Origin of the sequence: Haloferax mediterranei ATCC 33500, from assembly GCF_000306765.2 — an archaeon.
GTDB classification, from domain to species: Archaea; Halobacteriota; Halobacteria; order Halobacteriales; family Haloferacaceae; genus Haloferax; species Haloferax mediterranei.
The window spans coordinates 217,393-233,920 of the sequence record NC_017944.1; the positions used below are offsets into that span (position 1 = coordinate 217,393).

Here is a 16,528-nt window from a genome sequence, read left to right on the forward strand (position 1 = left end):
GCAAAAACCGTTCTACCAACCGTATTGAAAGGCTTCATTGGGAAAACGCATGTCTGCTGGTCCGCGCTCGAGGGAGACAGATGTGAGATAGGGCACCGTCTCAGTTGCAGTGAGGGAGGAAACACAGTGTATACCGAGCGAAGCAGCCTGTTTGTGCAAATTAGGACTCCAGCCGTATCTGCGGACCGCTACGGACAAATTTCGGTCGGTCACTGATTCCTCCGCGACCGCAGTTTCAACATGGTCGAAAATGATAAAATCGGACCAGATTCTCCGACAGTGAATCAATCCGCAGCACGAGCGCTCCTACCCGGACATCAGGCCGAACAGTTCACTTCGTACCAATATATAAGTTAACATTCATCATGGAATGCAAGAACACGAGGTCCGAAAAATACCAGTGGTTCGAGCGATTCGTTGCCATTTCCAATTACCGCTACGCATTTTTTCAACGCTGTTGAATATATCTTGGATAGTGAAGGAAACCTTTTCAACCAGTGCGAAAAATACACTACCATGACAACTGGTAACGATAAAACAATACGCTCGGTCGAAACGGCGTTCGAGATACTCTCGGCGCTCGGGGAGGTAGAGCCGACTGGACTCTCCGACCTCGCCTCGGTGGTCGACATCCCGACGAGCACGATTTACATCCACTTGAACACGCTCGTAGAACAGGGCTTTGTCGTCAAGGAAGCGGGACAGTACCGGCGGTCATTTCGGTTTCTGGAGGTCGGCGGAAGCGTTCGCCAGCAACTGGACATCGCGCGACTCCTCCGAAATAAGGTCGAAGAGCTCAGTCGGACGACTGGCGAAATCGTCGGTGCCGCCATCGAAGAGAACGGAAAGCGCGTCATCCTCTACCGAAGCACTGGTGAGAAGGCCGCTGCCGACGAGATACCCATCGGGAACCACACCGAGATGCACTGGACATCGCTCGGGAAAGCTATTTTAGCATACCTTCCGGAGGACCGACGGAAGCAGATTGTCGAGCGGCACGGTCTCTCCAAAGGAACGAGCCAGACGTTCACAGCACCCCAAGAACTCGAACGCGAACTCAGCCGAGTTCGTCAACAGGGGTACGCAATGGACGACGAAGAACACCTGCGCGGGATTCGGGGAATTGCCGTCCCGATTCTCGACGGGGACGAAAATGTCGAGGCATCAATCGGGGTTACCGGACCGCGAGACAGGTTCACGCCGGGGTACATGGCCGACCTACTGAACATACTGCGATACAGCAAAAACGAGATCGAGGTTCGAAACCAGTACTACGAGTACAGTTCAATCGATGGATAGCGACACAGTTTCTCGACTGAGTGGTGTGAAAAAGAGTGGGAGAATGGATTACAACAATACAATTGTAATGGGAAGCCCGAACGCTCGGGTCGACGCGATTTACTCACAAACCACACGGGCTGACGGATACACACTCAGATAATAGTACTCACAGTGATAAGACTATTCAGCAACAGAAAGTGAGTCCCGGGCGATACATTCCATATATGGCATCAACGACGGGGATATAGTATTGTTTATTTTTTTACAATATGTTCGTGAGATCACGCCTTTAGAAAACTGTCTGGACAGCGGACTATTACACAGAATGTTTTATCTCCAATAACTCGCCACGGGAGATGGCATCTAGCGATTCGTAGGTATCAGTAGTATTCAGGGTTTAGTACCTTTCCCCGTGTAGAGTCGCTTCCCCAATTCGACGACGATGAGAGAGATAATAGCAGGAGAGACTTCAGTCCCATATACAAATTTTAGAATGTTTACAATGTTCGAACGAGAGACAGTGGTACAACCATAGTAGAATAGTCTATAATACACACAACTGGTGTGCATGTCGACCGCACCATTCGGTTGGTAGTCGACCGTCGAAAGGAAGTACATGACCGAGGCCCCACATAGTGCTGTTTTCTGACAATTTCGTTCGGACACAACCGGCGGTGTACACTCTCAGCAAGTCGACCTAAGTACGGTTCCCGGCTCGATATGTTTATTTCAGATACAAAATTTGTGTTCGTATGAACCTCCCGGATAGTTGGACAACAGACACGGTACACGTCAACGGAGTCGGGTTACAGTACTACCGAGCAGGGAGCGGTCCACCGCTTGTCATGGCTCACGGGTTCTACAACAACGGCAGGTGTTGGGAGCCACTCGTTGCCGATCTCGCGGACGACTACGAGCTAGTGATGTACGACGCCCGCGGTCACGGTCGTTCAGATGCCCCTAAAAGTGGTTACACTATGGACGACCGCGTCGAAGACCTTCTGGGACTCGTAGATGCGCTCGACCTTGTAGACCCGATTCTACTCGGCCACTCGATGGGTGGCTCGATCGTCGCGTGGACAGCCGCCAAGAAACCCGACCTCCCGCGTGCGATCATCTTAGAAGACCCCGCAGGTATGTACGGCGCTCCCGACATAGTCCCGACGAGCGAGCACGCATAGTCCGTGAGCACATTCAAGAATGTTCAGACAGACCAGTCGAGGAAATCACGGCAGACTATCCAGAACGAGAGCCGAGTTTAGCTCGGCGTCTCGCAGTTGCGGATTCCGAGTGTCGTCAGGCGATTGCGGAAATCGCACGTGAAGGCTACCCGCAGTTGGGGGACGCGTTTACCGAGATTACGTGTCCGACGCTCGTACTGAAATCCGACGCCGACCTCGAACGACGGGTCAAGGACCTCGATATTGCCGACAAGTTAGCTAACGGACGACTCGTTCATATCCCCGAAGCCGGACATTGCGTGTTCTACGACCAGTACGACGCAGCATATGCTGAGTTACGCACGTTCCTCCAGCGAGTATAGAAGCCGATAGCTCACACGAGTTTTATCCTCTATTTATCACAATCTGCGTTAACTATTGAAGAACTGCCAGACGGCGCGGGAAACGTACCGGGAACTGGGTCATTTTTCGACTGAAGAGTAACCCGGAGTTCGCTATCCAGGACGACCTACCAAAAGAGTGCGGTCGGTGGCTGTGCAGCCTCTTCGACGGTCATCTCGTCGTCGATGGCCGGAACGAGGAGCGTTGCACGCGTTCCCGTTTCGGTTGGGTTGTCGATTGGTCCGATTTGGAACGACCCCCCGTATCGGGTGACAATCCAGTTAACCAACCACAGACCCATACTACTGCCGTGTTCTAACTCCGTCTCGTGGCCCTCCTCGACGAACGCCGTTTCACTTGGTGAGATGCCCCGGCCGTCGTCAATCACCTCGATGTAGACCTGGTCGTCGGCATCGGACACCGAGAGAGAGACGTGTGCTGAATCCGAGGGGTGGTGTGTAAGCGCGTTCGTCACGAGTTCCGAGATTGCCTGTTCGAGTTCGCTCCCCGCACAGATTCCCCGTTCGGTGGAAATGTCAGTCTCGATGGAAGCATCAGGAAATGCGTGTTCGTGTTCCTCGACAATTCGAGAAAGGAGTGTAGCAGGGTCGAGACGGGTCGGGCTCCGGTCGCGCTGCGCGTATTGTTTTAACTCGCGTGCACGCTCACTTAATTGGACCAGCGAGTCAGCCCGTCGACGTATCCGAGCGGCGGCCACATCAGCCACTGCGGGGTCACGCAAGAGGTCGGCGTTACCGAGAATGACGTTCATGCTATTCCGCAGATTGTGTCGTAAGACCCGGTTGAGCAGTTCGACGAGACGGACAGTCCGTTCCTGCTCCGTGACGTTCTCGTGGAACCCGACAAAGTGTGTCACCTCGCCTTGGTCGTCCGTGACGGGGCTGATAGTAGTCCGACACCACAGTGGCGTGCCATCCTTTCGGGTGATGAGCAGTTCGAACGAAATCGACTCACCGACGTCCAGACTGTTCCGAATCTCGTCTCGAACGTTCGAGTCGACATCTTCAGGCAGGAATGTGTGATACGACTTCCCCCCGAGTTCAGCTCCCGTATACCCAGTCAGTCGCTCAAACGCCTCGTTTACGTAGTCAACAGGGTAACCCGGAAGCGACGCATCGGCAATCGTGATACCGATATGTGTGTCTTCGATAGCCCGGTGTTGAATCCGGAGTTCGCGTTCCTGTTCGACCCGTCTCGTGATATCCCGGGCGACACCCTGCACCAACAGGAGTTCGCCATCGTGGTAGACAGGTCGAGCGTTAATCTCCAGCACGACTGTCTCGCCAGTTTTGGTGTTGAATTCGGCTTCGAGTTGTTCGATGTAGTGGCCGTCTAAGACGCGATTGAACGCCGCAAGTGTCTTCGGAACCGACGACTCGCAGATATAATCGATGAACTGCGTGCCCAACAACTCGTCAGGCTGGTAGCCGATGATTCGTTCGGCCGACGACGAGGCGTACGTGAACTGTCCCGCTAAATCGGTTCGGTAAATGATGTCGAACGTCGTCTCGGTGATTTCTTTGAACCGTTGTCGTTCAGCTTCGAGGCGGCGGTTTCGTTCTTCGAGTTTCGTTTCGTACGCGCGCCGTTCGAGTGCCTGTGAAATCAACTGTCCGAGGAGTTCGACGAGGAGTGCTTTTCTCTCGGGAAACGGCTCGTTTCGGGGTGTCGTGTCGCCGAAACAGACCGTTCCGTACACCTCGTCGTCGACGGTGATTTTCGTACCAATATAACACCCCAGATTGAACGTCTCGAACGCGTTGGATGGAATCTGAGGCGATGCTTCGGCGTCCTGAACGCTTAACGTCTCTTCCATCTGAATTGTTCGCCGACAATAGGCTTCCTCCAGCGGGCACGACTCGCCGGGCTGGATGAGTTCGTGCGAACCAATCGCCTGCTGGATTCGCTGCTCGCCGTCGGTGATACGGGTCAAGAACCCGTACTCTACGCCGAGAAAGTCAGCCACAATTTCGAGTGAGTGCTGTACAGACTCCTCGAAGTCGAGTGACGAGTCGGCAAACGTCGCATAAATTCGCTCGCGAGTCCGAGAACTATTCCGACTCATCACCGGTCGTCGAAGGAGTGTCGTTCAGGCTTTGATTCACGGTTGGCTTACAGAATAGTACGCCTGTCAGAATATAACTGTATTGTCGAGAGAAATTCATCGATAACGACTATAGTATCGATTTGATGCCCGCGAACGGGACAAGCAGTCAAACAGATAACAGAGAAATAGGTATTTTCAGGCCGGAACTCTCACCAGTGAGTCTCAGCTCCGCTCCGACAGTTTCTCGTCGGCAAGGTCCCGTTCGATATCGTCCGGGTTGCGGTCGGCCGGGTCACCGTATCCGCCACCGCCGGGGGTAAAGACGGTTATCGTCGTCCCCGACGGCACATCCCGCGTCACCTTGGCGGGTAACGTTTCATCGGTATCACCCGGTTCAGGGTCGGAAAGGACGTTCTTCCCAACAGTACCATCTTCGCCACCGGCGACTCCCTTTGGCGCAACTCGGCGACGCTCGGTCAGCAGTGAGACGGTCGCATCCGTCTCGACGGTCACCGACCGGACGATACCGAGTCCGCCCCGGTATGTCCCGCGCCCGCCGCTGTTCTCTCGGAGTCCGTATCGCTCGACGAAAAGCGGGTACTCCGCTTCGAGCGCTTCGATTGGCGTATTGAGCGTGTTCGTCATACCGACTTGAACGCCGTCCATGCCGTCGCCGCTCGCTCGGCCGCCGAAGCCGCCGGCGATGGTTTCGTAGTACGTGAATCCATCCTCACCGCCGGAGCGACTGCCGATAGTGAGATTGTTCATCGTTCCCTGTCCCTGCGCGGGGACGCGCTCCGGTGCCGCCGCCGCGAAGGCGGTGAAGACGACATCGGTCACGCGCTGGCTCGTCTCGACGTTGCCGCCGACGACGGCGGCAGGTGGAGCCGGGTTCAAAAGCGACCCCTCGGGGACGTGCACGTCGATTGGGTCGTAACAGCCTTGGTTCGGCGGTATCTCAGGGTCGGTGACGCAGCGAACGACGAAATAGACCGCGCTCTTTGCGACGGCGAACGGGGCGTTCACGTTGCCAGCGACCTGTGGAGCGGTACCCTCGAAATCGACGTGAATGGACTCACCGTCGACAGTTACACTGACTTCGATTGGGATATCGTCGTCAGTAACGCCGTCGCCTTCGAGCACGTCACGGGCGCGGTACTCACCATCCGGCAGGTCGCGAAGTTCCGCAGTCACCCGGTCGCGCGAGTAGTCCATGACCGCGTCGAACGAGGCAACGACCTGTTTTCTCCCGTGCTCGTCGATGAGGTCCGAAAGCCGTTCTTCGGCCCGCTCGTTGGCGGCGATTTGCGCCCGAATGTCGGCGCGGCGCTCACTCGGATTTCGAACGTTGGCCAAGAGGAGCGACAGCACGTCGTCGTTGATTTCGCCTGCCGTGACGAGTCGAACCGGTGGGAGGCGAAGGCCCTCCTGATAGATTTCGCGAGCACCGGCGGGCATACTGCCGGGAGTCATGCCACCCACGTCGGCGTGGTGCGCCCGAGAGACGGCGTATCCCAGTATCTCGTCGTCCACCGTGAGCGGCGAGACCATCGTCACGTCCGGCAGGTGCGTTCCGCCCTCGAACGGGTCGTTGAGGACGAACACGTCGCCGGGTTCGGGGTCGTATTCAAGCACCGTCGTCACGGCCTCGGGCATCGCGCCGAGGTGAACCGGAATGTGTTCGGCTTGCGCGAGGAGGCGACCCTCGGCGTCGAACAACGCGGTCGAGCAGTCACGGCGCTCCTTGATGTTCGGGGAGTACGACGAGGTGATGAGCACCTGCCCCATCTCCTCGGCGACGCTCTCGAACTGGTTGCGCATGATTTCGAGCGTGATGGCGTCGATGTCGGTCATTCGTCGTCACCTCCCGCGGTCAAGACGAGCGTCCCATCCGCGCGGACGGTTCCGTGCCACGCTGGCGGCACGACGACTGTACTCTCGTCCTGTTCGAGGATTGCCGGACCGGAAACATCGGACCCCGGAGCGATGCGGTCGCGGTCGTAGACCGGTGTGTCGTAAAAACGCGCGCCAAAGAACGCATCACGACTCCCCTTCCGGGCGTCGGTCCCGCCCCGATAGGTGACCGACGGTGAGTCGCATTCGACGACGGCCGTCGCTCTGATATTGACGAGTTCGACCGGGTCCGACATCCGGTAGCCGTACGCGCTCTCGTGAGCCTCGTGGAACCGCCGTTCGACGGCCACCGCATCGAACTCGTCGTCCACGGGGACAGTCAGTTCGAAACTCTGGCCGACGTATCGGAGGTCCGCAGCGCGGCGGACTGCCGCGGATTCGGGAGTCGCAACGTCGGCGAGCACGTCGTCTGCGAGTTCGTCGTAAGCAGTCCCAATCGCCGCCGCGTCAATCGATTCGAGCGGTGTTCGGAACGTCCGCACGGAGTCGTGTTTTTCGTCCGCCGCGAGCAAACCGTACGCCGAGAGAACGCCGCAGGCGCGGGGAACCACGACAGTCTCGATACCGAGACTCTCTGCGAGTGCTGCGGCGTGCATCGGGCCAGCGCCGCCGAACGCGACGAGACCGAATCCGCGCGGGTCGAGGCCGCGTTCGACCGTCACCGACCGAATCGCGCGAGCCATGTTGGCGTTGGCGACGCGGTAGACGCCGCGTGCCGCTTCGAGCGAATCTGCGAGACCGGCCTCGTCGGCGAGCGACGCGAGCGCGTCCTCGGCCGCGGGAACGTCCAGCGAGAGTTCGCCGCCGAGTGCAGAACTGCCGCCGATGTAGCCGAGGACGACGTTCGCGTCGGTCACTGTCGGTTCGGTTCCGCCGCGGCCGTAACACGCAGGACCCGGTTGCGCGCCGGAAGAGCGAGGACCGACACGGAGCGCATTACCCGCGTCGACCCACGCGACGGACCCGCCGCCCGCACCGACGGTCCCGACATCGACCATCGGCGTCTTGATTGGACGGCCGTTGATTTCGGCGTCGGTCGTCTGTTCGACGTCGCCGTCACGAACGAGGCTCACGTCGCTGGACGTGCCGCCCATGTCGAAGGTCACGAGTCCGTCGAGACTGTCGTCTGTCGCCGTCTCCGCAGCACCGACGACACCCGCCGCGGGACCGGACATGGTGGTCGTGACAGCGTGTTCTCGGACAGTCTTCGCCGGAGCGATGCCGCCGTTCGCTTGCATAATTCGGGGGACGGGGACGCCGAGTGAGTCCGCACGGGCTTCGAGCCGACCGAGATAGGCGTCGATTGCGGGCGTCACGTAGGCATCGACCGCGGTGGTCGAGGTGCGCTCGAACTCCCGGAACTCGGCGAGGACCTCGTGGGAAACCGAGACCGGAACGTCGAGTTCGTCGCGAAGAACCTCCGCGACAGCCTGCTCGTTCTCGGAATGTCGATACGCGTGAAGGAGGCTGACGGCGACGCTTTCAGCCCCGGATTCTCGGATGTCGTCGGCGAGTGCTTCGACCTCGTCCGTGTCGACAGCCTGCTGGATGCCGTCGACAGTGGCGCGTTCCGAGACCTCGAACCGTCGCCGACGCGGGACGAGCGGGTCGGGCTTGTCGACCGTCACGTCGTAGAGGTCGGGGCGGGTTTGGCGTCCGATTTCGAGGACATCGCGGAAGCCCTCGGTCGTGACGAGCGCCGTCTTCGCACCGTCGTCTTCGAGCAATGCGTTGACCGAAACGGTCATCGCGTGCGTGAACGCGTCCACGTCGGCGGGAGAGATACCCGCCTCCGTGCAGGCTTTCTCGATGCCCTCGATGACGCCCACGCTCTGGTCGTCAGTGCTCGGGACTTTCGCGGTTACGAGTTCATCATCGGGGGTTAACAGGGCCACGTCAGTGAACGTCCCACCGACATCGACGCCGAGGCGTGTCTCATCTACCATTCAGAGCACCCCTAAGCTTCCTGCAACCGTGTAGAGCGTCCGGAGACCGAGCCAGACGACGATGATTGTAACGATACCACCGACGATGTTCTGCGTCGTGCTGTTGACATAGTTGCCGAGGATGTCGCGGTCGTTCATAATGTAGATGAGGAAGATAGCGACGATTGGAAGCAGGACGCCGTTTGCGACCTGCGCGAAGAGAATCGCCTCGACCGGGCTGTAACCGAGTCCCGAAAAGACGATACCGACGAGCAGAATCGAACCCCAGACGGCGCGGAACTTCGTCGACGAGAGGTCCGTCTCCCAGCCGAGTGCACCGGCGGTTGCGTACGCGCCGGCCAACGGAGCGGTCGTCGCGCTGGTGAACCCTGCGGCGAACAGTCCGATGCCGAAAAGCACCTTCGCGTGGGTTCCGACGAGCGGTTCGATTTGTTCGGCCATCGTGCTCACGTTCTCGATATTCGTGCCGACGGGGAACGCCGCGGCGGCGGTCACGAGGATAGCGATGGTGATGAGACCGCCGATGACGATAGAGAGGATGGTGTCGGCGCGCGATTCGTTCAGTTCGGACGGGCCGGACCACCGCTCTTGGACGCTTCCGGCGTGCAAAAAGAGGTTGTAGCCGACGACGGTCGTCCCAATGAGACCGGTGATGAGGAACTCAGACCCGTTCGGGACGCTCGGAACGAACCCGCCGGCGAGCGCGCCGAGGTCGGGACCGATGATGATGGCGTCGATGAAGAACGAAACCGCCATTATCGAGACGAGACCCACGAGCGCCTTCTCGATGAGTTTGTACTTGCCAGTCCAAAGCAGCGACCCAGCGAAGAGGCCCATAACTGGTCCCCAGATGTTGGCGCTTACTCCTGTGAGACCTTCGAGACCGGCCGCACCACCGAGGATATTCCCGGTCTCGTAGGCGGCGGTGCCGATACCGATTGCACTCACGACGAGAACGATACTGAGCATCGACATCGTGGGGTTGTCGAACTGGCCACGGAGCGCTTCGCCGAGCCCATCGCCCGAAACGAGACCGAGTCGGGCGCTCATTTCTTGGAGTACGATAGTCGCGATTATCGAGAAGGCGATTGTCCAGATGAGTGCGTAGCCGAACCGCGCACCAGTTACACTGGCTGTCGTGACGGTCCCCGGTCCGATGAACGCGGCGGCGACCATCGCACCGGGCCCGATTGACTTCAGCCGATCTACAATGTTCATGATTCCACCCATGGTGTGCTTTCACAAATCATGGTCCAATATATAAAACCCGCTTGAGAACGCCGTTTACGCGTGGTAGAGGTCGTATGAAGGTGTGTGAAATCGTATGAAGAGAGACGGGCGACTGTCACCGAACCTCGGTGAGTATCGCTTTCGAGACGCCCTCTTCGACCTCGATGTCGAATGGGAGTCGTTGGGTACTCTGTTGGATGAACCACGTCATGAACCACTTGACCGACTCCGTGGGAAAGACGACGTGATACGTGTCTCCTTCGGATGCTCGAACCGTCAGGAAGCCACAGAACGAAAGCCAATCGAGTATCTCATCGAGGGAGTCGAACCGTTCTTCGTACTCGTGCGCGTGAAACGAGGCGACACGGTCTGCGACCTCGACGAACGCCGGGGCCGGTTCGCCCTCTTCGTCCTCTACGTAGTCCAGGAAACAGTGTAAGAAGTCGATGTCGAGGAGCACGTGTTCACCGCTCGAAAGCATCTGATGATAGGATTCGAGGTTGGCACTCGCTTCCGTCGTCGCCGCCTCGAAATTGGCCGTGTAGAACGTGAGCGCGTTCCGAACGATTTCGCTCTGTGGCTTGTCAGTCCGTCTCGAAAGGCTATCGAGAGCGGTTTGCGCATCCTCATCGAGCGAGACCGTGATACGATTCGTCACCATATACCACGTACTTCACCGAGAGAGGGATATGAGGCTTGTCACACGACCACACGGGTTGACACGACGGCTGGGTTCGAACCCGTGGTTCTCTTACTCGAGTGATATCGAGAAGCGACACTTCGCCTCTTGTTTCTCGTCGGCCTCCGATGCGCCGACGGAGAAGTTGGACTCGAAACTGAATTCGCCGACCGAGAGGCACGTCTCTTCTTCACCCTCCTGCTTCGCTGCACCGTAGAGGTCGACGAGTTCGGACCGCGACTCGCCCGGGTCGAGGGAAATCATCTGATACTCCTGTGTTAGGAAGAGAGATTCCTTGAGACGCCAACAACCCGGGTCCGCGGAGTACTCACTTCCTGCGGGGAGGAGGATGAGTTCGTCCGAGTCGTCTGTAATGTACTTGAAGAAGATGTCCCGCCCCTCACCGGCTTGGACGGCTTCATCGCTCGTGTTAGTCAGCGTGACCCGGACCTGTGGCGGGTGCTCGTCAGTCGTGGCTGCCTTAGTCACTTCGATTGAGTGTTCTATCGGGGCATCCGCAGCCTTGTCCACGTTCGCAAGCGACAGTTCCGGGCTGTGAGCGGGTTGCGTGCCATCGGAAGTGTCGGTCTCGTCCGTGCCAGTCGTCTCGTCTGTGTCGGTTGTGTCGTCCGTATCGGTCATGGTCTCATCCGTCCCAGTCGCGGTGGTATCGGTACTATTTGTGTCGTTGTCCGTGCTGTTAGTAGTGCCGCCTGAACCACCTCCTCCAAGACACCCGGCGGCGAGACCGAGCGAGAGGAGGGCTGTCGAACGGAGCAGAGAGCGCCGTGTTGGGGGCATATAAGGAGATGGTTGTCCGCTGGGTGAATAACCCTACGTGAGAGTCAAATAGCCATTTGAGTCATGTGGCTACCGATGGGAACGACTGGGCAGTGCTTGAGAGGAACAAGCGGGATAGTGCTCCTGAGAGGAACAAGCGGGACAGTGCTCCTGAGAGGAACAAGCGGGACAGTACTGCCGGTCATGGCGCGGTATCACGGTGGTTCTGCCGGTAATACTCCCACTCTGCGTCGGTTCCGTAGTGGACGACGAGTTCACTCGCCGTCTGCTCGGCGATACCCGAGAGTTTCCGAAGGGAAGCGGTGTCTCGCTCGACGACCGCGGCAGCGACGGAGTCAGCGCTCCCGAAATGCTCATAGAGTACCTTTGCCGCTCTGTCTCCGGCGTTCGGGACGGGCGCGCACGCGGCCTGAATACGCGCTTTTTCGGCTCGTTCGTCGATTCGAGAGACCCACGTTTGGACCCAAGACGCGACACTCGCACGCTCGTCATCGGACTGCGGCGTCTCGAACTCGTGGACCGAGTCGTCGACGATACCACCGAAACGAGCAGAGACAGAGAGTCCGCCGGGATGCGGAAGGACGTGGACGCCGGGTGCATCGCCGGATTCGGTCCCAACGAGGACCGCCGGAGTGGACTTCTCGAACCGAAGTGCGAAGTTTGCCGGGCGTGGTTCGCCGGGCGGATAGATGACCCACTCGTCGCCCGGGAGTTCGACCCGCTCAGGGAGCCACCCGAGTTCACCCGTCGCCAGCAGACCCGTGGCACCGTCCATCGCCTCGTCGGTATCGCGTGTCACGTCGTATGTCCTCTGTCGATAGTGTCGCGTTCGACTCGTATCGGTCGGTGGCCGCTCGTTGCGTTGACCGTCCGTGCGGGCCTGTATAATACACGCGGTTGCGAACCTCGCCAAAAATATGATATTAGACGAAGCACCCATCTCTTCGGGCATCCGGCCACGTCGCCCAACTACTTTCAGACGTTGCTTATCAACTTGTTATCAATTCTCAGCAAATCGCCGTAATCATCCGGCATACAGAATACTCACACCCGGTCGCTCAAGTACATCGAGCACGAACCCGTTTCTATGCCAGTCGTAGAAGTCAATCTCCCCGACGAACTGCTCGTCGAGTTCGAACAGCTGGTCGACGAAGAGTTCCTGAGCGAAGAGCAGGCCGTCGAAGAGCTCCTCTCGATGGGAATGGATGCCTACGGTGCACCCGTCGATGACGAGGACGCCGTCCAGTCAGATTTCGTCCAGAGCGCCCAGAACAACCTGTTTGACACTGCCGGAGACCCCGGCGGACTCGACGACGACGTACTCTGAGGCTCGGCATCCGGACCGTATTTTGCGGGTAGTACACCACTATCCAACGAACTCGGACCGTTAGACGCGAGTCGCCAAATCCGTATTCGTCCGGTCAGACACCGACAGGAAGTGTCGGTTCGGACGAACTGTGTACCCACAGCGTGGTCACGGCGGGAACTGAACGTGCGAGCAGGCCGAATCGTATGAAGAACTCGCTGAGGAGGTCTACGTCTCTCTGAGCAGTTCTCGGTGCTTTAAAGCGCTAACTCTACGAGCTGCTCGTTTCGCGGACTGGCTTACCTAGACAGTGCCGTTATAACCTCGTTAATTTCCCGTTCGAAGAATCACAGAACCGACGAGCAGAGAGACAATTCGTTACACAACTCTGCTGAGTCCCCACTCCACACGAGGGGTCGCCCCGAGGGCAAATTTGTCCGTCCGTCGTTCGACGACTCGTCCTCCAAACGGGGTATGTTGCAGTTAACAAAGTAGATTTCAGCCGGATACTTCTTCGATGAGAAACTGCTGGCACGGAACGGACAGGAAGCCGTTTGAAAGGGAGGATAACGAACGTGTCGAAGAACGGTGAGAGCCACCAACAGCGGCCGCTCTCGGTCGGCATCCTCGGTATCGGAAACATCGGGATGGTGCACCTCCAGTCTGCGCTCGCGATGGACGGCATCGAAGTCAGTGCCGTTGCGGATGCGGTCCCCGAGAACAGAGAACTGGCCCATCGGTGGGGAATTCACACCAGCTACGACGACTACGGCGAACTGCTGGAATCGGAATCAATCGACGCTGCCGTCGTTGCCTTGCCACCGTCCCTCCACCGCGATGCCGTCGAACAGGCCGCAGCGAACGGTTGTGACGTCTTCGTCGAGAAACCCCTCGCGCGCTCAGTTTCGGAAGCAGACGCCATGGTCGACGCCGCTGAGGCCGAAAACGTCGCACTGGGCGTCGACCACACCATCCGGTACATGCCGGACGTAAAGCGAGTGAAGGACAAGTACGACAGCGGACGAATAGGATACGTCCCCTACGCCACGATTTCACGGGTCAACAACGGTCCGTTCGACCGGGTCCCAGTCGAGAACGCCCCGCCGTCGTGGCCACTCGACCCCGAACTCGCTGGGGGTGGTGTTCTACTCGAACTTGGCGTCCACCTCTTCGACGTCCTCGAGTGGTTCTTCGGCGAACTGGAGGTTGAGGCGGCAGACGTCGGGTCGCAACTGTCGATTCCGGTCGAAGATGCCGCGACCGTTCTCCTCCGCTCTCAAGAGACGGGAACAGTCGTAACCATGCACTGTGGGTCGTATCAGTGGGAAGAACTCCCCGAGATCAACATGTCGTTCCGCCTCGACGGCGTCGCTGGTGTCCTCGACAACCGGGATTATCTCCCGAAAAACTTCTACACGAGTGCCGCCCGTTCGGCGACGGAAAACGTGTTCAAACGGCTGCGTGGTGAAGACCCGAACCACTACGGTCCGACGTATTATCTACAGGCACACTACGAAGCGCTCGCCGACTTCTTCGGTGCCATCCGGGCCGGTGAGAAACCCCCAGTCGATGGTGAGGTTGGTCGGCGTACCATCGAGCTAGCAGAGTCGGCGTACGAGACGGCGAGTACCGAGCAGTCGCTCAGGAGTGTTCGACAGTGACGGCTCAGCATTTCCTTCGGGCAACCCGAACCCCGTCCGTCCGTCCCGACGATGTTCGCGAGACAGTTCGAGACCGAATCACGACTTACCGCGGTCGGCTCTCCGACCTGGAGTCCGTCGTGGTCCTTCCCGATACGCACTATCCGCACCACCCGACAACGGGGATGGTAACAGACCCGACAGTCGTCGCAGGGGTGGTCGACGGGCTTCGAGAGATCGGCATCGAATCGATCACCATCGCCATCGCGGGTGGGCGACACGTGACTGGCACGCGGGCCGCACGGTACCTCGGATACGAGTCCCTGACCGAGGAGTTGGATGTGGAGTTCCTCGTACTCGACGAGGCTGAGCAGGTCGATATCACGGTATCAGTCGACGGGCGACGTGTTCCAGGGATGATGCCGAAGCCGCTCCGGGAGTATCCGGTCGTCAACGTGCCGACCGCACGATACGCGTGGGAAACGTCGTTTGCGGCAGCGGTAGCGAATCTCGGGAGGTCGTGTGCAGTCGCGGAAGCACCCGCCATCGAACTCGCTGTCGCGGCAAAAGCAACCGACGTTCCCGTGACGCTCGTCGACGCGGTGTATACGTACACGGGAACTGCAAACGCAACAGGACTGCTACTCGACGGTGAGAACGTCGTCGACATCGACATCGCGATGGCAACGTTGTTCGGCGTCGACCCAGCAGACGAAGAATATCTCCGGATTCTGAGTCAGGGGACACCGACCGAGTATCCAGTCGAAGGTGTCTCCCTCGCGGACGTCCGAGCGGAACTTCCGCTCAGACCGAAGCCGAAACCGGACGAACCGCATCACCTCGTAACAGAGGCATACAAGATGTATACGCGTGTGAGCGGCGACGCGTTCCCTCCACAGCTGCTCGGAAACCAGACCCGAAAATGATAGAAGAAATACACAGTGGCGAGGGACAAACAGCGTTCGTTACTGGGGCAACCGGCTTCCTCGGTCAGCATCTCTGTGCGATGCTATACGAGCGTGACTGGACAGTCCACGGACTCAGACGCCGAAGTTCCGACCTTGGGGACCTCGAAACGCTCGATATCGACTGGCACGTAGGCGACATCCTCGACGAATCGTCGGTTCAAGCGGCCATCGCAGAGGCCGACCCTGACGTGGTGTTTCACCTCGCCGGTATCGGTCTCGCATCAGCCGACTCGGAGACGGTCCACGAGGTGAACGTCGAAGGTACTCGGACGCTGTTGCAAGCCAGCCTCGACGCCGATATCGATAGAGTCGTCTTTACGAGTACAGCCGGGAACCGGCGCAACCGTGGGGTCGCAGTCGAGCGTGATCTCGCGCCAGCGGTCGGTGCGTACCAGAAGTCGAAGACTGAAGCCGAACGCATTGTACACCAGTACGTCGACCGAAACCTCGACGTCGTAACCGTTCATCCCACGTCCGTGTTTGGGCCCGGCGATACGACGTTCACGGCCCGTCTCATCAAACTCGCGACCGACCCGAAGTTGGTTGCGTACCTTCCAGGTGGTGCAAGCATCGTCGGCGTTGACGACTGCGTCAACGGAATTTGCCTCGCTGCAGAGCGGGGAAAGGCAGGCGACCACTACATACTCGGTGGACAAAATCTCACGTATCGTGAAATAGTGACGATCATCGCCGAGGAAGCAAACGGCTACAGCCCCGTTGCTCCTCTCCCTCGTCCTATCGTCCTCGCAATGGGGACGGTCGCCAAAGGTATCGGGAAACTATTCGATGCGCGCGTGTTCCCGTTCAGTCCGGAGATGGCGCGTCTCGCGACGAGCGAACTGTTCTACAGTTCGGCGAAAGCGCAGACAGAACTCGGCTACACGTATCGGGGGCTCCGAGAACACGTCGGCACTTCGATTTCCTGGTACAATCAGCGTTTCGCACCGAACAGAAACGAGAATCACGCTGACAGTACAGTGGAGACAGAGCGACGGACACAGCAAGAACAGAGGCGGCATCAAGTCCCGTGAGCGTCTTTGCATCGTCTTCTCTTTCGATTCTTTTCGTCGTCCCAGCATCGGGGATAGTGCCAAAGTCGAGATAGTTAGTTAACCCATACTAATTCAGTTACC

The 16,528-nt window shown here is 58.6% G+C and carries 14 protein-coding genes; 7 read left to right on the top strand and 7 right to left on the bottom strand.

Going from position 1 to position 16,528, the window contains the following annotated elements:
* Positions 1-516 precede the first annotated feature (516 nt).
* The 3 genes from HFX_RS17705 to HFX_RS20405 all read left to right on the top strand — a co-directional run bounded on the left by HFX_RS17705 (position 517) and on the right by HFX_RS20405 (position 2,824).
* Positions 517-1,299 (top strand): IclR family transcriptional regulator, encoded by a 783-nt coding sequence (locus HFX_RS17705; protein ID WP_004060930.1) that lies wholly within the window; start codon positions 517-519, stop codon positions 1,297-1,299.
* A 734-nt stretch (positions 1,300-2,033) separates the two neighbouring features.
* Positions 2,034-2,462 (top strand): alpha/beta fold hydrolase, encoded by a 429-nt coding sequence (locus tag HFX_RS20400; protein WP_004060929.1) that lies wholly within the window; start codon positions 2,034-2,036, stop codon positions 2,460-2,462.
* A gap of 155 nt (positions 2,463-2,617) precedes the next feature.
* Positions 2,618-2,824: an alpha/beta fold hydrolase gene (locus HFX_RS20405; RefSeq protein ID WP_004060928.1), complete on the top strand. Its 207-nt coding sequence runs from the start codon at positions 2,618-2,620 to the stop codon at positions 2,822-2,824.
* A 146-nt stretch (positions 2,825-2,970) separates the two neighbouring features.
* Here the strand turns inward: HFX_RS20405 and HFX_RS17720 are convergent, their stop codons facing one another.
* The 7 genes from HFX_RS17720 to HFX_RS17750 form a co-directional block, all read right to left on the bottom strand.
* Positions 2,971-4,929 carry a PAS domain S-box protein gene (locus tag HFX_RS17720; RefSeq protein WP_004060927.1) on the bottom strand — a complete coding sequence of 653 codons (1,959 nt, stop codon included), beginning with the start codon at positions 4,927-4,929 and terminating at the stop codon, positions 2,971-2,973.
* Positions 4,930-5,133: 204 nt separating this feature from the next.
* The gene (locus tag HFX_RS17725) at positions 5,134-6,765 is read right to left on the bottom strand and encodes a hydantoinase B/oxoprolinase family protein (protein WP_004060926.1); all 1,632 of its coding nucleotides are present in this window, start codon (positions 6,763-6,765) and stop codon (positions 5,134-5,136) included.
* A complete protein-coding gene (locus HFX_RS17730; RefSeq protein WP_004060925.1) occupies positions 6,762-8,771 on the bottom strand; it encodes a hydantoinase/oxoprolinase family protein in 2,010 nt (669 codons plus the stop codon). Before HFX_RS17730 ends, HFX_RS17725 begins: the two co-directional genes overlap by 4 nt.
* On the bottom strand, positions 8,772-9,989 hold the full coding sequence (locus HFX_RS17735) for an Nramp family divalent metal transporter (RefSeq protein ID WP_081603750.1): 1,218 nt from the start codon (positions 9,987-9,989) through the stop codon (positions 8,772-8,774).
* 127 nt (positions 9,990-10,116) lie between these two features.
* Positions 10,117-10,662 carry a ribbon-helix-helix protein, CopG family gene (locus tag HFX_RS17740; protein ID WP_004060923.1) on the bottom strand — a complete coding sequence of 182 codons (546 nt, stop codon included), beginning with the start codon at positions 10,660-10,662 and terminating at the stop codon, positions 10,117-10,119.
* Between the two features lie 90 nt (positions 10,663-10,752).
* Positions 10,753-11,481, bottom strand: a complete 729-nt coding sequence (locus tag HFX_RS17745) for a hypothetical protein (RefSeq protein ID WP_014732789.1) — start codon at positions 11,479-11,481, stop codon at positions 10,753-10,755.
* Between the two features lie 181 nt (positions 11,482-11,662).
* Complete coding sequence (locus HFX_RS17750; protein WP_004060921.1) at positions 11,663-12,280, bottom strand: hypothetical protein; 618 nt, start codon at positions 12,278-12,280, stop codon at positions 11,663-11,665.
* A 288-nt stretch (positions 12,281-12,568) separates the two neighbouring features.
* Between HFX_RS17750 and HFX_RS17755 the strand changes: the two genes are divergently transcribed.
* The 4 genes from HFX_RS17755 (at position 12,569) to HFX_RS17770 (ending at position 16,426) form a co-directional block, all read left to right on the top strand.
* Positions 12,569-12,808 carry a DUF7120 family protein gene (locus tag HFX_RS17755; RefSeq protein ID WP_004060920.1) on the top strand — a complete coding sequence of 80 codons (240 nt, stop codon included), beginning with the start codon at positions 12,569-12,571 and terminating at the stop codon, positions 12,806-12,808.
* 554 nt (positions 12,809-13,362) lie between these two features.
* On the top strand, positions 13,363-14,448 hold the full coding sequence (locus HFX_RS17760; RefSeq protein ID WP_004060919.1) for a Gfo/Idh/MocA family protein: 1,086 nt from the start codon (positions 13,363-13,365) through the stop codon (positions 14,446-14,448).
* Positions 14,445-15,353, top strand: coding sequence for a DUF362 domain-containing protein (locus HFX_RS17765; RefSeq protein ID WP_004060918.1), 909 nt, complete (start codon positions 14,445-14,447; stop codon positions 15,351-15,353). Before HFX_RS17760 ends, HFX_RS17765 begins: the two co-directional genes overlap by 4 nt.
* Positions 15,350-16,426, top strand: a complete 1,077-nt coding sequence (locus tag HFX_RS17770) for an NAD-dependent epimerase/dehydratase family protein (RefSeq protein ID WP_004060917.1) — start codon at positions 15,350-15,352, stop codon at positions 16,424-16,426. The genes HFX_RS17765 and HFX_RS17770 overlap by 4 nt, the downstream gene beginning before the upstream one ends.
* Positions 16,427-16,528 lie beyond the last annotated feature (102 nt).

Bases quoted from the DNA above. Each gene is read 5' to 3' on its own strand.
- HFX_RS20400 (WP_004060929.1), top strand. From the start codon at position 2,034: ATGAACCTCCCGGATAGTTGGACAACAGACACGGTACACGTCAACGGA.
- HFX_RS17720 (WP_004060927.1), bottom strand. From the start codon at position 4,929: ATGAGTCGGAATAGTTCTCGGACTCGCGAGCGAATTTATGCGACGTTT.
- HFX_RS17730 (WP_004060925.1), bottom strand. From the start codon at position 8,771: ATGGTAGATGAGACACGCCTCGGCGTCGATGTCGGTGGGACGTTCACT.
- HFX_RS17755 (WP_004060920.1), top strand. From the start codon at position 12,569: ATGCCAGTCGTAGAAGTCAATCTCCCCGACGAACTGCTCGTCGAGTTC.
- HFX_RS17770 (WP_004060917.1), top strand. From the start codon at position 15,350: ATGATAGAAGAAATACACAGTGGCGAGGGACAAACAGCGTTCGTTACT.
- HFX_RS17725 (WP_004060926.1), bottom strand. From the start codon at position 6,765: ATGACCGACATCGACGCCATCACGCTCGAAATCATGCGCAACCAGTTC.
- HFX_RS17705 (WP_004060930.1), top strand. From the start codon at position 517: ATGACAACTGGTAACGATAAAACAATACGCTCGGTCGAAACGGCGTTC.
- HFX_RS17745 (WP_014732789.1), bottom strand. From the start codon at position 11,481: ATGCCCCCAACACGGCGCTCTCTGCTCCGTTCGACAGCCCTCCTCTCG.
- HFX_RS17735 (WP_081603750.1), bottom strand. From the start codon at position 9,989: ATGAACATTGTAGATCGGCTGAAGTCAATCGGGCCCGGTGCGATGGTC.
- HFX_RS17740 (WP_004060923.1), bottom strand. From the start codon at position 10,662: ATGGTGACGAATCGTATCACGGTCTCGCTCGATGAGGATGCGCAAACC.